Source organism: Leisingera sp. ANG49, from assembly GCF_059694505.1.
The window spans coordinates 620,968-637,425 of record NZ_JCATZN010000002.1 but is presented as its reverse complement, the minus strand read 5'-3'; the positions used below and the strand labels follow the sequence as shown (position 1 = coordinate 637,425).

The following is a 16,458-nucleotide window of genomic DNA, read 5'->3' as shown; positions in this document are numbered from 1 at the left end:
CACCTCCCGGCCCGTCCTCACCGGAACAACCCGGCCAGCAAAAAGCCGGGCCTGCATGGCAGACCCGGCGCAGTCAGGTTCTTTGTTACCGCTTATTCCGCGGCCTGGATCTCGCCGCTTTCAATCTGCTCGCGCTCGATCGATTCAAAAAGCGCCTTGAAGTTGCCTTCCCCGAAGCCGTCGTCGCCCTTGCGCTGGATGAACTCGAAGAAGATCGGCCCGATCACGGTTTTCGAGAAGATCTGCAGCAGGATGCGGGTCTCGCCGCCGTCTACCACGCCTTCGCCGTCGATCAGGATGCCATGCTTTTTCATCCTGTCCAGCGGCTCGTCATGGCCCTGCACCCGTTCCTTTGACAACTCATAATAGGTGTCATTCGGGCCGGGCATGAACTTCAGGCCCTTGCCGGCAATCGCGTCGGTGCTGGCATAGATGTCCTCGGTGCCGACTGCGATGTGCTGGATGCCTTCGCCGTTATACTTTTTCAGGTAGGACACGATCTGACCGGTCTCACCACGGTCCTCGTTGATCGGGATCCGGATGCGGCCGCAGGGCGAGGTCAGCGCGCGGCTGAACAGGCCGGTGTATTTGCCCTGGATGTCGAAAAAGCGGATCTCCTTGAAGTTGAACAGCTCCTCATAGAACTTGAACCACTTGTCCATGTTGCCCTTGTAGACGTTGTGGGTCAGGTGATCGAGGTAGTAGAACCCGTCGCCGCGCGGCTTGGACTGCTTCAGCCACTCGAATTCGGTGTTGTAGGGCGAGGTGTCGTAATACTGGTCGATGAAGTAGATCAGCGAGCCGCCGATGCCCTTGATCGCGGGCACATTCATGACCTTGCCCGGGCCTTCATAGGCCTCGGCGCCTTTGGCAACCGCGTGCTCAAAGGCCTTTTGCGCGTCTGCAACGCGCCAGCCCATGGCCGGAGCACAGGGGCCGTGCTCATCCACGAATTTCGCGGCAAAACTCTCCGGGTCGGCGTTCAGGATGTAAGTCACATCCCCCTGCTGCCACAGCTCCACCAGCGGCTGGTCCTTGCGGTGGCCCACCAGTTCATAGCCCATGCGGGTGAACAGGGCCCGCAACTCTTCCGGCTCCGGGCTGGCAAACTCAACAAATTCAAAGCCATCGGTGCCGGCCGGGTTTTCCGGGGTGATTTCGGATTTCGGTGCGTTATGCGGGAACGGACCCATTGCGCGTCTCCTTCATGCGATGTGGGGACAATGTGAATTCTTGAATCAAGAATACCGCATATCCGCTGCAGGTTTTCCGCATAGTTTCGCACGCCACACTTGAAATACGCGTGACATGCGCACCAAGGTGGGCTCTGGAGGAAAAATCACGCATGCTTGACCCGACCGACACGAAACTGCTCGCAGCTCTGCAGAAAAATGCCCATCTCACGGCGCAGGAACTGGGTGAAATACTGAATCTGTCGCCAAGCCAAGCCGGGCGGCGACGGCAGCGGCTGGAGGCCGAGGGGTATATCGAAGGCTACGCCGCCCGGCTGAACCCGGCCAAACTGGGACTGGCGGTTCAGGGGTTCGTGCAGGTGCATCTGAGCAGCCACGGTCCGGAACAGTCCAAGGGATTCGCAAGGCTGGTGGCCAGCCAGCCGGAAATCACCTCTGCCTGGACCATGACCGGCGAAGCCGATTACCTGCTGCGTGTCTACTGCACGGATCTGCAGGCGCTGAACACGCTGATCCACGAGATTCTGCTGCCTCACCCCGGCGTTGCCAGGGTCCAGAGCCAGATCGTGATGGCACACTTAAAACGCGACGCGCCGCTGCCGACTTAACCAAGCAGGAAGGATTTTCACCTAAAGGTGCGGCAACGACTTCTGTAACCTAAAGTGGAACTTTTCCGTGTCCTTTGTAGACCGCCGCGTTGAAACCCGTCCAACCAGCGGCGAGGCTCCGTTTGGCCTCAACGAGGTATTTTTTTCCCGAACCGACAGCCGGGGTGTGATCCAGGCCGGCAACTACGTGTTCCGCCGTGTCGGCGCCTACGCCTGGGAGGAGCTGGTCGGCGCACCGCATAAGGTAATCCGCCACCCGGACATGCCCAAGGGCGTGTTCTCACTGTTCTGGGACACCATCCAGCGCGGCGAAAGCATCGGCGCCTATGTCAAGAACAAGGCCAAGGACGGGCTGTATTACTGGGTGTTTGCCGTGGTGGTGCCCTGCCAGGACGGCTATCTGTCCGCCCGCATCAAGCCCAGCAGCAAGCTGTTCGACGAGGTGCGCGGCCTCTACTCCAATATGCTGAAGCGCGAAAAGGACGAGGGCATCAAGCCGGAGGAGAGCGCCCAGTACCTGCTCGACTGGCTCAAAGGCCAGGGCTACGAGGATTACCATCAATTTGCCGCCCACGCCCTCAGCCAGGAGCTGATCGCGCGGGACAAGGGCCTGGGCAACCAGCAGCACGCCCGGATACTAGAACTGACAAGCATGCTTCAGGATGCCGAAACCCTGGCGGAGGAAACGGCGGGGCTGATCACCGACTTTGATGCCATGCACACCATTCCGCACAATCTGCGGGTTCTGGCCTCGCGCATCGAACCCTCTGGCGGGCCGGTCACTGTCCTGTCGCAGAACTACGGCGCCATGTCGCGGCAGATGTCGGACTGGTTCGGCGCCCATGTGATGGGCGAGAACAGCAATTTCGCCAAGATCAAATCCTCGGTGAATGACAGCCTGTTCGTCGAGGGCATGGCGCGTATCCTGATCGAATGCGACAACCAGTTGCAGAAGGAACGCCGGGAGCTGGGCAATCTCGACATGGAGACTGAGCGCAAGATCCTGAGTGAGCTGGTGAAAGAACAGGTCAAGCGGTCCGAGGACGGCATGAAGGAGGTGGATGAGGAAGCCGCGCGTATCACCGCCGCCTGCCAGATCATGCACCGCCACTTCCTGGGTCTCAGCTCCACCCGGGTGCTGCTTAAGATCGAAAGCGCTCGGCTCACCGATTCCGGCGAAACCCTGGCGGACATTATCGACCAGCTTGGCGGTTTCCAGGAACGGATCTCCCGGCGGCTGGACCGGATCGGCAAGCTCAGCGAAGACATCCGGATGCTTGAGCAGTAACCATTCAGCAGGCGCCCTGATGCCATAACCACGCCGCCCGGCCGGGAAAGCCATTGCCAAGGCCCGGCCAGGCTTGCGATACCTGTTCTATGGAAGAGTTTTTCTATCAGGCAACAATTTACCTCGGCGCCGCGGTCATTGCGGTGCCGCTGGCGGCACGTCTCGGGCTTGGCTCGGTGCTGGGGTATCTCGCGGCCGGCATCGCCATTGGCCCGGTGCTGGGGCTGACCGGCGCCGAGACGGAGGATCTGCGCCATTTTGCAGAGTTTGGCGTGGTGATGATGCTGTTCCTGATCGGGCTGGAACTGGAGCCCCGCGCGCTCTGGGCGATGCGGGACAAGCTGATCGGTCTGGGCGGCATGCAGGTGGCGGCGTCCACCGTTGTCCTGATGGGCGCGGCGATGGCCATGGACCAGCCCTGGCATGTCAGCCTGGCGGTGGGTCTGGCGCTGTCGCTGTCCTCGACCGCGATCGTGCTGCAGACTCTGTCGGAAAAGGGGCTGATGCGAACCGGCGGCGGCCGCGCCGCCTTCTCGGTGCTGCTGACGCAGGATATCGCGGTGATTCCAATCCTCGCCTTCCTGCCGCTTCTGGGCACCTATGCCATCCCGCAATTCTCCGCCGACGGTTCAATCAGCCGCGAGGGCGTAGGAGGGCATGGAGGCGGTCACGGCTCGTTGTCGCTGGTCGACGGGCTGCCGGGCTGGGCGGTGGCGCTGGTCACCTTGGCTGCGATCGCCTTTATCATTCTGGCTGGTATCTACCTGACCCGGCCGCTGTTCCGCTTCATCCACGCCTCCAACCTGCGGGAGATGTACACCGCGCTGGCGCTGATGATCGTGGTCGGCATCTCTTTTGTGATGACCCTGGTCGGCCTGTCGCCGGCGCTTGGCGCCTTTCTGGCGGGAGTGGTCCTGGCCAACTCCGAATTCCGGCACGAGATGGAAAGCGACCTCAACCCCTTCAAGGGGCTTTTGCTCGGCCTGTTCTTCATCACTGTGGGCGCGGGCATCAACTACCGCCAGTTCCTGGCCGACCCCGGCGACCTGATCGGCCTGGCGCTCCTGGTGATCTTTGCCAAGGGCGCAGTGCTGTTTGTTGTCGGCCGCGCCTTTGGCCTGCGCCGGCGGCGGCTGTGGCTGTTCACCCTCAGCCTGGCGCAGGCCGGCGAATTCGGCTTCGTGCTGCTGGCGTTTTCCACCCAGCTCAACGTCCTGCCGGCGGCGCTGTCGGAAAAACTGCTGCTGGTGATCGCCCTGTCGATGCTGATTACCCCGCTGCTGTTCATCGCCTATGACTTGCTGTCCAAGCGCATGGGCGAACCGCTGCAAGAACCTGAACCGGACGAGATCGACGAGGAAGGCCCTGTGATCATCGCGGGCATCGGCCGGTTCGGACAGATCGTCAACCGGCTGGTGCAGGCCAGCGGCTTCAAGACCGTGGTGCTGGACCACGATATGGAGGCGGTGCAGCTGATGCGCCGCTTCGGGGTCAAAAGCTTCCTGGGCGACCCGACCCGCCCGGAGCTTCTGAAGGCCGCGGGCATCGCCAAGGCGAAGGTGTTTGTAGTGGCGCTGGATGACCCCGAGGGCGTGGTCAAGATGGTCTCCTATGTGCGCCGCGCCTATCCCGACCTGCACATCATCGCCCGCGCCAAGGACCGCAACCACGTGTACGAGCTGTACCAGGCCGGCGCCGACGACATCGTGCGCGAGCTGTTCGACAGCTCCGTCCGCGCCGGCCGCTATGTGCTGGAGAACGTCGGCCTCAGCGAATACGAGGCCGCACAGGCTGCCCAGACCTTCTACAACCATGACCGCCAGAACCTTCGCGATCTGGCGCAGCACTGGATACCGGGCGTGCCCGCCAGCCAAAACCCCGCTTATATCGACCGCGCGCGAGAGCTTGAGAAAGCCATCGAAAGCGCAATCTTCGAGATGGCCGAACGCAAGCGGAAGAGATCCTCGGAAGCCGCAGAATGAAAAAGCCCCGGCACAGGCCGGGGCTTACTTTCATGCAGAGCCTGAAAGCTGGAAGGGTCAGCCGTCCGACACCCCTGCTTCAGCAAAGGTGGCCATGCCGCTGTGGCAGGCAACAGCGCCTTTCAGCACCTGGATTGCCAGCGCCGCGCCGGACCCTTCCCCCAAGCGGAGCCCCAGCGACAAAAGCGGCTCCTTGCCCAGTTTCGCCAGCAGCGCCGGATGGGCGCTCTCGGCGCTCTGGTGGCCCGCAACCGTGTGGTCCAGCGCCCCGTCTGCGGTTTGCAGCAGGCAAGCTGCCGCTGCGCAGCAGATGTAACCGTCCAGAATGACCGGGATGCGCAGCACCCGGGCGGCAGCAATCGCACCGGCCATGGCAGCAATCTCACGCCCGCCCAGGCAGGCCAGCGCATCCAGCCCGTCGCGGATCGCCTCCCGGTGCAGTGCCACGCCTTCGCCCACCACCCGGGTCTTGTTTGCCAGCCCCGCATCATCGACGCCGGTGCCGCGGCCGGTCCAATCCGCTGCCTTGCCGCCGAACAGGGCGCAGGCCAGCGCCGCAGCGGGCGTGGTGTTGCCGATGCCCATTTCGCCGACCACCAGCAGATCCGAGCTTGGGTCAACCGCATCCCAGCCGGCCTTCAGCGCCGCCAGCAGGTCGTCCTGGCTCATCGCCGGCTCCTGGGTGAAATCGGCGGTCGGGCGGTCCAGCTCCAGCGCATGCACATCCATGCGGGCGCCGGCCAGTTTGGCCAGCTGATTGACCGCGGCGCCCCCGTGTTCGAAATTGATCACCATCTGCGCGGTCACTTCTGCCGGGAAGGCGGAAACCCCCTGCGCCATCACGCCATGGTTGCCCGCAAAGACAATCACCTGAGGCGCGGTGATTTCAGGCCGGTCGCTGCCGCGCCAGCCGCCGTACCAGATCGCCAGATCCTCCAGCCGCCCCAGCGCACCCGGCGGTTTCGTCAGCTGGCCATTGCGTGCCGCCGCGCCAGCCGCAGCCATCTGGTCCTGCGCGGGCGCGCCGGACAGTGCGGCGCGGAAATCATCAAGGGAGGAAAGCTCTGGCAGCATGTGAAAGCCTCGTTGCATCTGAGTGGTGGACGCGGATAAAGCGGATTGACCCTGTTTACCCGCTGACCGCCCCGCCGCAAGCACTGCAATAGGCCCGCAAATGCAAAAAAACGACATCCAGGCAAAAGACATCCTGCTGGCACTGGTGCTGCTGACCCGGCTGCCGCTGCCGCACTTGCCGCCGGAGGTGTTCCAGCGCCAGGCCAAGGCGGTCTGGGCGTTTCCGCTGGCAGGGCTGGCAGTTGCCCTTCCCGCAGCGCTGCTGGCCGCGCTGGCACTTGCAGCGGGCCTGCCTGAAACGGTGGCCGCTGGGCTGGCGCTGGCGGTTCAGGTGATGCTGACCGGCGCGATGCATGAGGACGGGCTGGCCGACACCGCAGACGGCCTCTGGGGCGGCTTCAGCCGCGAGCGGCGGCTGGAAATCATGAAGGATAGCCGCATTGGCGCCTATGGGGTGATTGCGCTGTTTCTGGGCTTCGGCTTGCGCTGGGGCGCTCTGACAGCGCTGTTTGCGGTTGCCGGCGTCTGGCCGCTGCTGGCGCTGGCAATGCTGAGCCGGGCGGTGATGCCCGCGCTGATGGCCGCGTTGCCGAACGCCCGGTCCGCCGGCCTGTCGCAGACCGTGGGCCGCCCCCGCGCCCTGCCCTGCCTGCTCGCCGCCGGGCTGGCCCTTTTTCTGTCGCTGCCGCTGATCGGCGGCGCGGCCTTTGGTGCGGCCCTGGCGATGGGGGCTGCGGCCGCCGGGCTGGGTGCGCTGGCCAAGGCCAAGATCGGCGGCCAGACCGGCGACATCCTGGGCGCGTCCCAGCAAGCGGCCGAAATCGGCGGCCTGCTCATTATGGTGGCCATCTGCAGCTAAGCCGCCCCGGACCGCAAAAAGGGCCGCGCCCTTGCAGGCACGGCCCTTCAATACTGGATCTGCGCAGGGATCAGGCAGCGCGGGAGGTCAGAACCTCGTCCACCTGCTTGGCGGCAGCGATTTCGTCGTTGCCGGAGACAGCGGCCACTTCGCGGGTGAGGCGTTCCAGCGCGGCTTCGTACAGCTGGCGCTCGGAATAGCTCTGCTCGCGCTGGTCGTCAGTGCGGTGCAGGTCGCGCACCACCTCGGCGATTGAGATCAGATCGCCCGAGTTGATCTTCTGCTCGTACTCCTGGGCACGGCGCGACCACATGGCGCGCTTCACCTTGGCCTTGCCCTTGAGCGTCTTCATCGCCTGGGCAATCACGTCCGGCGAGCTCAGCGAGCGCATGCCTACTTCTGTTGCCTTGTTGGTCGGCACCCGCAGGGTCATCTTGTCCTTTTCAAAGGTGATCACGAAAAGCTCCAGCGCAAAGCCCGCCACTTCCTGCTCCTCGATCGAGATGATCTGGCCGACGCCATGCGCCGGGTAGACCACATAATCATTGGGGCGGAATTCGAGCTTCTTCGACTTGGTCATACAGGTTCTTCCTCACTCATGAGCCGGGCGGCACCGGCACTATGGCGAACAAAACGCCAGGTCCCGGTCAGAAGATTTTGACCAGCCCCCAGGACATTCTCTCCGCAGAAATACCGCCCATCACGCACGCCACTGCTACGGCGCACCGGGGGCGGACTCCGATTGTTTATGTCTATTGTCCGCTAAGTATATCATAAAAAAGGGCCGCCCGAAAGGCGGCCTGCTGGCAAGGCTCCGTGAAAACCCGAAGCAATACGGCGGTTTTCCGCACAAATGCGGCATCACCTCGCGCGGCAGAGAATCAGCCGCCTTCACCGGGCGCCTCGGAGAAATACTTCTCCATCTTGCCCTCTTCGCCGTCCCGCTCCTCGTAACCCGGCATCGGATCCTTCTTGGACACGATCACCGGCCACAGTTCGGCATATTTGCGGTTGAACTCGACCCATTTGTCCATATCCGGCTCGGTATCTGGGCGGATTGCGTCCGCCGGGCATTCCGGTTCACAGACACCGCAGTCGATGCATTCATCCGGGTGAATGACCAGCGTGTTCTCACCCTCGTAGAAACAGTCCACCGGGCATACCTCGACGCAGTCGGTGTATTTGCAGGCGATGCAGTTTTCCGTCACGACATAGGTCATTGTACCGAGTCCTGTTTTCCGTTTGCGCCTAGCTAATCCAGACGCGGCTGCACTTCAAGGCGTCAAAAGCCCTCGGGCTTGCGGGTAAGATCAAGCGCCCTGCGGGCTTTTTTGTCCGGGCGGCCTTTTCCCTCGAACTTCGGATTGGCCGGAACTTTTTCCTGCTTTTCCGTCATGTCGAAGTACAGCGCCTGGGCCTCCGGGGCCGGGCCCCGGCGTTCGCCGATGGCCTCCACCCGCACCACGCGGATCACTTTGCCTTGAGCGAAGGTCAGAACGTCACCCGGAGCGACGTTCTGAGCCGATTTCAAGGCCTTGCTGCCGTTGAGGCGCACATGGCCCGCACTGACCTGTTTCGCGGCCAGGCTCCGGGTTTTGAAAAACCGCGCATGCCACAGCCATTTGTCGATGCGGATCTTCGGCGCCCCGTCAGTCATGGCGGGGTCAGTCGCCCTGCTTCAGCCCCATCAGCGCTGCGGCAAAGGGGTTGTCCGGGTCGATCTGCTTTTCCTTCTTGGCCGGGCGCGAGGAATAGGTCTTGGCCCCCTGATCCTGGCGCGGACCGCCCTTGCGGCCCGGCTTGCCCCGGCTACCGTCACGGTCACCGCCCTTGGCGCCGCGCGGCTTGCCCTTGCCGCCAGGCTTGCCGTCGCCCTGCGGACGGCGGTTCTGCTGGCGCTGGCCGCCGCCTTGGCGTCCGCCGCGGTTGCCGCCCCAGGTGAAGGTGAAGAACACCTCGACCTCGGGTTCTGCATCAGCAGCCGCTTCGGCTTCCTCGGCCTGTGCCGCGGGCGCGACCTCGGCTGCAGGAGCTTCGCCAGCAGATTCTTCTAACGGTGTTTCCGATGCTTCTGCCGCAGGCGCTTCTGCAGCGGCCTCTTCCGCAACGGGCGCCTCTTCAGCCGCCTCTGCGGGCTTCGCTTCCGCCGCCTTCACCTTCTGCCGCTCGCCCTTCTCGGCCTTGTAGCCCAGCCCCTGCATCAGGTCGGCAAACTGCTCCAGCGTCATGCCGGTGATCGACAGCATGTCGGCCTTGGCTTCAAAGCCGCCGCGGCTGTCTTCGCTGCGCAGCATATCGGCCAGGCGCTCCAGCATGTCGATGCGGATCATCCGCTCGCCGGCGGCGCGGTAGCCGGACATGGTGTCATAGCCTTCGGGCGCGTCCTTGATGGAGGGCACGGTGACCAGGCCCGGAGGCGGCGCCTCTGGGAAGTCCTGCAGACCGTTGGCCAGCGACCACAGCACGAGGCGCAGGCGGGTCGGCGCGGGCTTCAGCAGAAGCGGCATGAAAATGGTGAACTGGCCGAACCGGATGCCATGCTTGCGCAGCGCGCCCCGGGCGTCCTGGTCCAGGTCCTTGACCTCCTGCGCCACGCCTGCACGCGGCAGCACGCCGAGGTTTTCGACCATGCGGAAGGCAAAACCGCGCGCCAGGCCGGTCAGCTCTTCGTCCTTCTGCAGGTTCAACAGCGGCTCGAACAGCGCGTTGATCTTGCGGGTGATGAAATGCAGCAGACGGCGCTCGACCTTCTGGGCCACATCCGGCCCGGCGGCGTCATCGACGAAGACCTCGATCTGCGGGTTCAGCGCGTCGGCGCCGGCAACCAGCTTGCCCACCGCATGCTCGCCCCACATCAGGCCGCCCTGCTCGGTAAAATCGATCTCGGTGTCGGGCGCGTTGTAGAACCGGTCCGCACGCAGATGGAATTGCGGCGCCAAAGCCTGCAGCGATGCCGCTTTGAGGGCCTTCGCCTCAGTGCCTTGCGCAGCTTTGTCCGGGCTGAACCGGAACCCCTCCAGACGGCCGACGAATTCGCCTTCGACCGTCACTTCACCCTTGTCATTCACTTCGGCCAAAAGGGCCTCCTTCTGTTTGAGCCGCCGCAACAGCACAGACGTGCGCCGGTCCACAAATCGCTGAGTCAAACGCTCGTGCAGAGCATCCGACAACCTGTCTTCTACAGCGCGCGTCTCCCCGCGCCAATGGCTTTCGTCACGCAGCCAGCCATTCCGCTGCGCGACATATGTCCACGTCCGGATAAATGCCAGACGTTTGGACAATGTGTCGATGTTTCCGTCGGTGCGGTCAATCCGCTTTATCTGGCGGGCCATCCAGTCGTCCGGCACCACCCCGCCGCCGTGCAGATGCTCGAAAATCACCCCCAGAAGCGAGGCATGCTCGGTGTGGCTGATGCCGCGGAAATCCGGAATCCGGCAGACATCCCACAGCAGTTTCACCGATTGCGCGTTGGTGGTGCGGGCAATAACGGCGGATTCCCGCGACAGCATTTTCAGCGCCCCCAGATCATCCGCTTCGCGCGCCTTGGTCAGGTGCTCGTTCGACGGGCTTGATTCGAGCGCGTTGATCAGCGCCTCAACGGTGCCGAACTGCAAGTCCGCAGACCGCCAGTTCAGCTTCTTCAGCGGTGTGAACTGGTGGTTCATGATCGCCGAGGCAGTGCCGTCGTCCAACGGCCGTGCGTCGCCGGTGACACCGAAGGTGCCGTGGCTCATGCCGCGGCCCGCGCGGCCTGCGATCTGCGCCAGCTCATTGGGGGCCAAGGGACGCATCCGGCGGCCGTCGAACTTGACGGTGGAGGAGAACGCCACATGGTCGATGTCGAGGTTAAGGCCCATGCCGATGGCGTCGGTCGCGACCAGGTAGTCGACCTCGCCATTCTGGTAGAGCGCCACCTGTGCGTTGCGCGTCCGCGGGGACAGCGCGCCCATCACCACCGCCGCACCGCCCTTCTGGCGCCGGATCAGCTCGGCAATCGCATAGACGTTATCAACCGAAAAACCAACTATGGCGGTCCGGGGCGGCATCCGGCTTATCTTTTTCGAACCCGCGTAGACCAGATCGGACATCCGCTCGCGGCGGACGAATTCAACGCCCGGCACCAATGCTGAGATCGGACCGCGCATGGTGTCGGCGCCCAGGAACAGCGTCTCCAGCGTGCCGCGGGCGCGCAGCAACCGGTCGGTGAAGACATGGCCGCGCTCGGGGTCGGCGCAAAGCTGGATCTCGTCCACCGCCAGGAAGTCGCAGCCCATGCCCTCGGGCATCGCCTCCACCGTGCAGATCCAGTACTGCGCCCGCGGCGGCACGATCCGCTCCTCCCCGGTGACCAGCGCCACTACGGATGGCCCGCGCGCAGCGACAACCTTGTCATAGACCTCGCGCGCCAGCAGGCGCAGCGGAAACCCCATCACCCCGGTGCGGTAGCCCAGCATCCGTTCGATGGCGTAATGGGTTTTGCCGGTGTTGGTCGGGCCCAGGACGGCCACGATCCGCGATGCGCTTGCCATAGCTTCAGCCCCCGCGCCCCAGCGGGGCTTACAGTTCCCTGCCCTCGATCGAGGGTTTCAGACGTTCGAGGGCGCTGCTTACTTCCTCGTGGTGCGGATGTATAGCCTTGGCGCGCTGGTAGGCCTGATAGGCACGCTCCGGCTGGCGGAACTGCTCAAACACCACGCCCAGCGCATAGATCGCGTTGTAGTCCTGGGGATTCAGCGCAAGTGACCGCTCCAGATCCGCAATCGACGGCCCGTACAGCCCGATCTCGAAATAAACCCGCGCGCGCTCGTACCAGCCGCGGGCGAACTCCGGTGCATGATCTGTCAGCGCGGTCAGATGCTCCACCGCCTCCTGCAGGTCACCGCGTTCCATCGCGTCGCGCCCGCGCCGCAGCAGCAGGTCCATCGCCGGAGAGCCGCTCTTGGCCCACAGCGCCTGCAGTTCGCGGTCGATCGCCGCCGCCTCGGACGCTTCGGACTGCGCCAGGTCCTGCAGCAGCACATCCGCGGAAAGCTGCTGTGCCGCGCAAACCGCAGGCAGGCACAGCGTGATTGCAGCCGCCGTTGCCGCCACGATAGCTTTGAGCTTTGGGAAATTTGCCACCATGATGCCCCCAGTGTAATCCTGCGCGCTGCATTTACCAGTATTAGCTGCTATGGCTTCACAGGTTTGTGCTATACACGCGCCCAACAGATTGAGGATCAAGATGAGCGTTACCCTTGAGCAGGCGGCTGAGGCCCTGAACGGCAAACTGGATGCAGGCGAGTTCGCGTCCACCGCCAAGTTCCAGATCGAAGGTCTGGGCGCCATCATGCTGGACAGCTCCGGTGCCCGCGTCGCCGACGAAGAGGCCGATGTCACCATGAGCGCGGATGCCGACACTTTCCAGTCGATCCTGGAGGGCGACCTGAACCCCACCGCGGCCTTCATGTCCGGCAAGCTGACCATTGACGGCGACATGGGCACCGCGATGCAGCTCGCTTCGGCGCTCGCCTGATGGACGGCGCCCCGGTGGAGCTGCAGCCTGCCCCCCTGTTCGCAGAGATCGCGCAGGGGCCGGCAGGCGGAGCGGCCCACTGGGCGCACACTTCTGATGGCCTGCGCATCCGCGCAGGCCACTGGCGCCCGGACGGGGAGGCAAAGGGCACCGTCCTGCTGTTCCCCGGGCGCACCGAATATATCGAAAAATACGGCCTTGCTGCGGCGGAATTTGCCGCCCACGGCTATGCCACCCTCACCGTGGACTGGCGCGGCCAGGGCCTGTCCGACCGGATGCTGGCTGAACGGCGGCTGGGCCACGTCGGCCATTTCACCGATTTCCAGAAGGATGTGAAGGCGCTGACCAGCCTGGCGGCGCAGCTGAAGCTGCCGCAGCCCTGGCACCTTGTCGGGCATTCGATGGGCGGAGCCATCGGCTTGCGAGCCCTGAACGAAGGCCTGGACGTGAACGCCTGCTGTTTCACTGGCCCGATGTGGGGCATCCTGATCCCGCCGCTGATGCGCCCCATTGCCAGCCTGCTGGGCAGCGTTGCCCCCTACCTGCGGCTCGAGCAGAAACTGCTGCCGACCACGGCGCTGGACCAATACGTGCAGATCACCCCGTTTGAGGGCAACACGCTGACCACCGACCCGGAGATGTACCGGATGATGCACGCCCAGCTGGCGGCACAGCCGGATCTGGTGCTCGGCGGACCTACCATCCAATGGCTGCGTGTCAGCCTGCAGGAATGCGCTGAACTGGCGGCGATGCCCTCACCCGCCCTGTCCTGCATCACCTTTCTGGGCAGTGACGAGCAAATCGTCAGCCCGGAGGCAGTCCACGACCGCATGGCCCGCTGGCCCGGCGGCGAACTGGACCTGATCAAGGGCGCCCAGCATGAGGTGATGATGGAAGCCCCGGAAATCCGCGCCCATGTGTTTTCCAGTATGTGCCGCCTGTTTGATCAGCACAGCCGCTGACCCCCGGCTGCCCCTGTTGCGCGTGCTGCGCACGCCCCGTTTACGCGCCCCTTACCTGTATGTGCCATTCTCTCCCGCCTCCGCATACGGCTGCTTGTGATCCCGCAAGCCCGCCCTTAGATGTTGGGTCAAAGCATTTCTCATGACAGGAGCCCCCATGTTCCAGCTTCCCTTCCCCGTCCGCGACGCAAACGCCACTGCCGGTTCCGGCGGCCTCGGCGATCTGCCGGAATGGGACCTCAGCGATCTTTATGCGTCTGAGGACGCCCCTGAACTGGCCCGCGACCTGGAGTGGCTGGAGCAGGAATGCGCCGCCTTTGCCGCCGATTACGAGGGCAAGCTGGCGGATCTGGATGCGGACGGCCTGCTGACCTGCGTGCAGCGCAACGAGAAGATCAACAACATCGCCGGGCGCCTCATGTCCTTCGCGGGCCTGCGCTACTATCAGCTGACCACCGACGCGGACCGCGCCGCCTTCCTGTCCGACTGCCAGGAAAAGGTGACCATTGCCACAACTCCGCTGGTGTTCTTCACACTGGAGCTGAACCGCATCGAAGACAGTGTGATGGACGCGCATCTGGCCGCCAACGCGGAATTGGCGCGCTATGACAGCGTGTTCCGCCGCATCCGCGCGATGAAGCCTTACCAGCTGTCGGACGAGCTGGAGAAATTCATGCACGACCTCGGCATCGTCGGCGACGCCTGGGAGAAGCTGTTTGACGAGACCATCGCCGGCCTCACCTTCACCGTCGACGGCGAAGAGTTGAACATCGAAGGCACCCTGAACCTGCTGACGGAGCAGAACCGCACCAAGCGCGAGGCCGCCGCCCGTGAGCTGGCCCGTGTGTTCAGCGAGAACATCAAGACCTTCGCCCGCGTCCACAACACGCAAGCGAAAGAGAAAGAAATCATCGACCGCTGGCGCGGCATGCCCAGCCCGCAGACCGGCCGCCACCTGTCCAACGACGTGGAGCCGGAAGTGGTCGAGGCGCTGCGCGAGGCGGTGGTTGCCGCCTACCCCAAGCTCAGCCACCGCTATTACGAGCTGAAGCGCAAATGGCTGGGCCTCGACGTGATGCAGGTCTGGGACCGCAACGCGCCGCTGCCGCTGGAAGACACCCGCACCATTGGCTGGGACGAAGCCGAAAAGACGGTGATGGAGGCCTATAACGCCTTTGATCCGCGCATGGGCGAGATCGCGGCGCCGTTCTTCTCCAAGGGCTGGATCGACGCGGGCGTGAAACCCGGCAAGGCGCCGGGTGCCTTTGCCCATCCGACCGTCACCAATGTGCACCCCTATGTGATGCTGAACTACCTGGGCAAACCCCGCGACGTGATGACCCTGGCACACGAACTGGGCCACGGCGTCCACCAGTTGCTGGCCGCAGAACAGGGCGAAATGCTGTCTTCGACCCCACTGACGCTGGCGGAAACCGCGAGCGTGTTCGGCGAGATGCTCACCTTCCGCAAGATGCTCGACAAAGCCGAAACCAAGGAACAGCGCAAGGTGCTGCTGGCGGGCAAGGTCGAGGACATGATCAACACGGTTGTGCGCCAGATCGCCTTCTATGACTTTGAATGCAAACTGCACGCAGCCCGCGCGGAGGGCGAACTGACCCCGGATGACATCAACGCCATCTGGATGTCGGTGCAGGCGGAAAGCCTGGGCGAAGCCTTTGAATACATGGACGGCTACGAGACCTTCTGGGCCTATATCCCGCACTTCGTGCATTCGCCCTTCTACGTCTACGCCTATGCCTTCGGCGACGGCCTGGTGAACGCGCTGTATTCCGTCTACGCAAGCGGCGCTGAGGGGTTCGAGAACAAGTATTTCGAGATGCTCAAGGCAGGCGGCTCCAAGCACCACAAGGAGCTGCTGGCGCCGTTCGGCCTCGATGCCACCGATCCCAAGTTCTGGGACAAGGGCCTGTCCATGATCTCCGGCTTCATTGACGAGCTGGAAGCGATGGAAGACTGATGCCAATTGCCTTGCGCCCGGTGGCCCGCAGCGACTTTGACCTGGTCGCCCATATCCGGGTGGAACCGGATCAGGTCCGCTTTTCCGGCACCGTGGCGCAGGCGTTTGAAGAGGATGAGGAAGGCGTGGACTTTCACGCCGTGCTCAGTAGCGATGACGTGGTTGGCTTCTTCAAGATAGACCGGCTGTACCACGAGACCTATGAATTTGCCCGACAGGACGAGCTGGGCCTGCGCGCCTTCATGATCGACCGCAACCAACAAGGCAAAGGCTATGCCACCGCAGCCGTAAGCGCGCTGGCAGCCTACTTGCCCAGCCGCTACCCGGACCGTCTTGCCGCGGTGCTGACCGTCAATCTGCAAAACCCGGCCGCGGTCCGCTGCTACCTGAAGGGCGGGTTTCAGGATACCGGCGATCTTTACCCTCACGGTATTGCAGGGCCGCAGCACATCCTGCGGATGGGCCTGCCATAGCCCTGATGAAGCACATGAGCCTGTGCCGCAGCCAGGCCATCCCGCTTCGCAATTGGCCCAGACACATGCTGCTCCCGGCCTGAAGCTGTCCCCATCAGCCAGGGGAGAACACCCATGCAAGGACGCTGCTTGTGCGGATCAGTCACCTTTGACGTGGACCTCCCGGTCCTGTCCGTCGTGAATTGCCATTGCGAAAGCTGCCGGCGGCAATGTTCGTCGCCAATGACGACTTACATTGGCATCGAAGACGGCCGGTGGCGCTGGACAGGAGAGCCGCCAAAGCTGTTCCGCTCCTCCTCCGGGGTTGAGCGGACCTTTTGCGGGACCTGCGGCTCGCCGATGTCCTTCCGCTCGCAAAAAATGTCCGGCACCATGCATTTCTACGTTGCGGCAATGGCAGACCCTGAGGCTTTTACCCCGGCGCTGCACGTTGCCCATGAGGAAAAACTGTGCTGGTTCAACAGCGACGACGGGCTGCCCAAGCGCACCGGGCCGGAATACCTCTGACCGCAGCGCCTGGCACGGC

General features: G+C 63.7%; 16 protein-coding genes. 9 read left to right on the top strand and 7 right to left on the bottom strand.

Annotation, left to right across the window (positions count from 1 at the left end; all coding sequences use genetic code 11):
• Nucleotides 1-92: 92 nt before the first annotated feature.
• The gene (gene hppD / locus AC58NV_RS09490) at nt 93-1,193 is read right to left on the bottom strand and encodes a 4-hydroxyphenylpyruvate dioxygenase (RefSeq protein WP_497226901.1); all 1,101 of its coding nucleotides are present in this window, start codon (nt 1,191-1,193) and stop codon (nt 93-95) included.
• Nucleotides 1,194-1,345: 152 nt separating this feature from the next.
• Here hppD and AC58NV_RS09485 point away from each other — a divergent pair, with 152 nt between their 5' ends.
• The 3 genes from AC58NV_RS09485 (at nt 1,346) to AC58NV_RS09475 (ending at nt 5,071) form a co-directional block, all read left to right on the top strand.
• Nucleotides 1,346-1,801 (top strand): Lrp/AsnC family transcriptional regulator, encoded by a 456-nt coding sequence (locus tag AC58NV_RS09485; protein WP_366659299.1) that lies wholly within the window; start codon nt 1,346-1,348, stop codon nt 1,799-1,801.
• A gap of 67 nt (nt 1,802-1,868) precedes the next feature.
• Nucleotides 1,869-3,089, top strand: coding sequence for a PAS domain-containing protein (locus AC58NV_RS09480; protein ID WP_497226900.1), 1,221 nt, complete (start codon nt 1,869-1,871; stop codon nt 3,087-3,089).
• Nucleotides 3,090-3,178: 89 nt separating this feature from the next.
• On the top strand, nt 3,179-5,071 hold the full coding sequence (locus AC58NV_RS09475) for a cation:proton antiporter domain-containing protein (protein ID WP_497226899.1): 1,893 nt from the start codon (nt 3,179-3,181) through the stop codon (nt 5,069-5,071).
• A gap of 57 nt (nt 5,072-5,128) precedes the next feature.
• Here the strand turns inward: AC58NV_RS09475 and cobT are convergent, their stop codons facing one another.
• Nucleotides 5,129-6,145, bottom strand: coding sequence for a nicotinate-nucleotide--dimethylbenzimidazole phosphoribosyltransferase (cobT, locus tag AC58NV_RS09470; RefSeq protein WP_497226898.1), 1,017 nt, complete (start codon nt 6,143-6,145; stop codon nt 5,129-5,131).
• 100 nt (nt 6,146-6,245) lie between these two features.
• Between cobT and AC58NV_RS09465 the strand changes: the two genes are divergently transcribed.
• Entirely contained in the window at nt 6,246-7,004 is a 759-nt protein-coding gene (locus AC58NV_RS09465) for an adenosylcobinamide-GDP ribazoletransferase (RefSeq protein WP_497226897.1), read from the top strand.
• 70 nt (nt 7,005-7,074) lie between these two features.
• Here the strand turns inward: AC58NV_RS09465 and AC58NV_RS09460 are convergent, their stop codons facing one another.
• The 5 genes from AC58NV_RS09460 to AC58NV_RS09440 form a co-directional block, all read right to left on the bottom strand.
• Complete coding sequence (locus AC58NV_RS09460; protein ID WP_019294694.1) at nt 7,075-7,584, bottom strand: CarD family transcriptional regulator; 510 nt, start codon at nt 7,582-7,584, stop codon at nt 7,075-7,077.
• 301 nt (nt 7,585-7,885) lie between these two features.
• A complete protein-coding gene (fdxA, locus tag AC58NV_RS09455; RefSeq protein WP_019294695.1) occupies nt 7,886-8,224 on the bottom strand; it encodes a ferredoxin FdxA in 339 nt (112 codons plus the stop codon).
• Nucleotides 8,225-8,286: 62 nt separating this feature from the next.
• Nucleotides 8,287-8,661 (bottom strand): RNA-binding S4 domain-containing protein, encoded by a 375-nt coding sequence (locus tag AC58NV_RS09450; RefSeq protein WP_497226896.1) that lies wholly within the window; start codon nt 8,659-8,661, stop codon nt 8,287-8,289.
• Between the two features lie 7 nt (nt 8,662-8,668).
• Nucleotides 8,669-11,533: a helicase-related protein gene (locus tag AC58NV_RS09445; RefSeq protein WP_497226895.1), complete on the bottom strand. Its 2,865-nt coding sequence runs from the start codon at nt 11,531-11,533 to the stop codon at nt 8,669-8,671.
• Nucleotides 11,534-11,561: 28 nt separating this feature from the next.
• Complete coding sequence (locus tag AC58NV_RS09440) at nt 11,562-12,128, bottom strand: tetratricopeptide repeat protein (RefSeq protein WP_497226894.1); 567 nt, start codon at nt 12,126-12,128, stop codon at nt 11,562-11,564.
• Between the two features lie 100 nt (nt 12,129-12,228).
• On the opposite strand from AC58NV_RS09440, the gene AC58NV_RS09435 reads away from it, so the two are divergent.
• The 5 genes from AC58NV_RS09435 (at nt 12,229) to AC58NV_RS09415 (ending at nt 16,439) form a co-directional block, all read left to right on the top strand.
• Complete coding sequence (locus AC58NV_RS09435) at nt 12,229-12,519, top strand: SCP2 sterol-binding domain-containing protein (protein ID WP_174145677.1); 291 nt, start codon at nt 12,229-12,231, stop codon at nt 12,517-12,519.
• A complete protein-coding gene (locus AC58NV_RS09430) occupies nt 12,519-13,481 on the top strand; it encodes an alpha/beta hydrolase (protein ID WP_497226893.1) in 963 nt (320 codons plus the stop codon). Before AC58NV_RS09435 ends, AC58NV_RS09430 begins: the two co-directional genes overlap by 1 nt.
• 157 nt (nt 13,482-13,638) lie before the next feature.
• Nucleotides 13,639-15,459: a M3 family oligoendopeptidase gene (locus AC58NV_RS09425; protein WP_497226892.1), complete on the top strand. Its 1,821-nt coding sequence runs from the start codon at nt 13,639-13,641 to the stop codon at nt 15,457-15,459.
• On the top strand, nt 15,459-15,932 hold the full coding sequence (locus AC58NV_RS09420; protein ID WP_497226891.1) for a GNAT family N-acetyltransferase: 474 nt from the start codon (nt 15,459-15,461) through the stop codon (nt 15,930-15,932). The genes AC58NV_RS09425 and AC58NV_RS09420 overlap by 1 nt, the downstream gene beginning before the upstream one ends.
• A 114-nt stretch (nt 15,933-16,046) precedes the next feature.
• A complete protein-coding gene (locus AC58NV_RS09415; RefSeq protein WP_497226890.1) occupies nt 16,047-16,439 on the top strand; it encodes a GFA family protein in 393 nt (130 codons plus the stop codon).
• The last annotated feature ends 19 nt before the right edge of the window (nt 16,440-16,458 follow it).

Excerpts from the sequence above, each read along its gene's own strand:
- cobT (WP_497226898.1), bottom strand. The coding sequence starts at position 6,145 with ATGCTGCCAGAGCTTTCCTCCCTTGATGATTTCCGCGCCGCACTGTCC.
- AC58NV_RS09450 (WP_497226896.1), bottom strand. The coding sequence starts at position 8,661 with ATGACTGACGGGGCGCCGAAGATCCGCATCGACAAATGGCTGTGGCAT.
- AC58NV_RS09475 (WP_497226899.1), top strand. The coding sequence starts at position 3,179 with ATGGAAGAGTTTTTCTATCAGGCAACAATTTACCTCGGCGCCGCGGTC.
- fdxA (WP_019294695.1), bottom strand. The coding sequence starts at position 8,224 with ATGACCTATGTCGTGACGGAAAACTGCATCGCCTGCAAATACACCGAC.
- AC58NV_RS09440 (WP_497226894.1), bottom strand. The coding sequence starts at position 12,128 with ATGGTGGCAAATTTCCCAAAGCTCAAAGCTATCGTGGCGGCAACGGCG.
- AC58NV_RS09460 (WP_019294694.1), bottom strand. The coding sequence starts at position 7,584 with ATGACCAAGTCGAAGAAGCTCGAATTCCGCCCCAATGATTATGTGGTC.
- AC58NV_RS09415 (WP_497226890.1), top strand. The coding sequence starts at position 16,047 with ATGCAAGGACGCTGCTTGTGCGGATCAGTCACCTTTGACGTGGACCTC.
- AC58NV_RS09485 (WP_366659299.1), top strand. The coding sequence starts at position 1,346 with ATGCTTGACCCGACCGACACGAAACTGCTCGCAGCTCTGCAGAAAAAT.
- AC58NV_RS09420 (WP_497226891.1), top strand. The coding sequence starts at position 15,459 with ATGCCAATTGCCTTGCGCCCGGTGGCCCGCAGCGACTTTGACCTGGTC.
- AC58NV_RS09430 (WP_497226893.1), top strand. The coding sequence starts at position 12,519 with ATGGACGGCGCCCCGGTGGAGCTGCAGCCTGCCCCCCTGTTCGCAGAG.
- AC58NV_RS09435 (WP_174145677.1), top strand. The coding sequence starts at position 12,229 with ATGAGCGTTACCCTTGAGCAGGCGGCTGAGGCCCTGAACGGCAAACTG.
- AC58NV_RS09425 (WP_497226892.1), top strand. The coding sequence starts at position 13,639 with ATGTTCCAGCTTCCCTTCCCCGTCCGCGACGCAAACGCCACTGCCGGT.
- AC58NV_RS09465 (WP_497226897.1), top strand. The coding sequence starts at position 6,246 with ATGCAAAAAAACGACATCCAGGCAAAAGACATCCTGCTGGCACTGGTG.
- hppD (WP_497226901.1), bottom strand. The coding sequence starts at position 1,193 with ATGGGTCCGTTCCCGCATAACGCACCGAAATCCGAAATCACCCCGGAA.
- AC58NV_RS09445 (WP_497226895.1), bottom strand. The coding sequence starts at position 11,533 with ATGGCAAGCGCATCGCGGATCGTGGCCGTCCTGGGCCCGACCAACACC.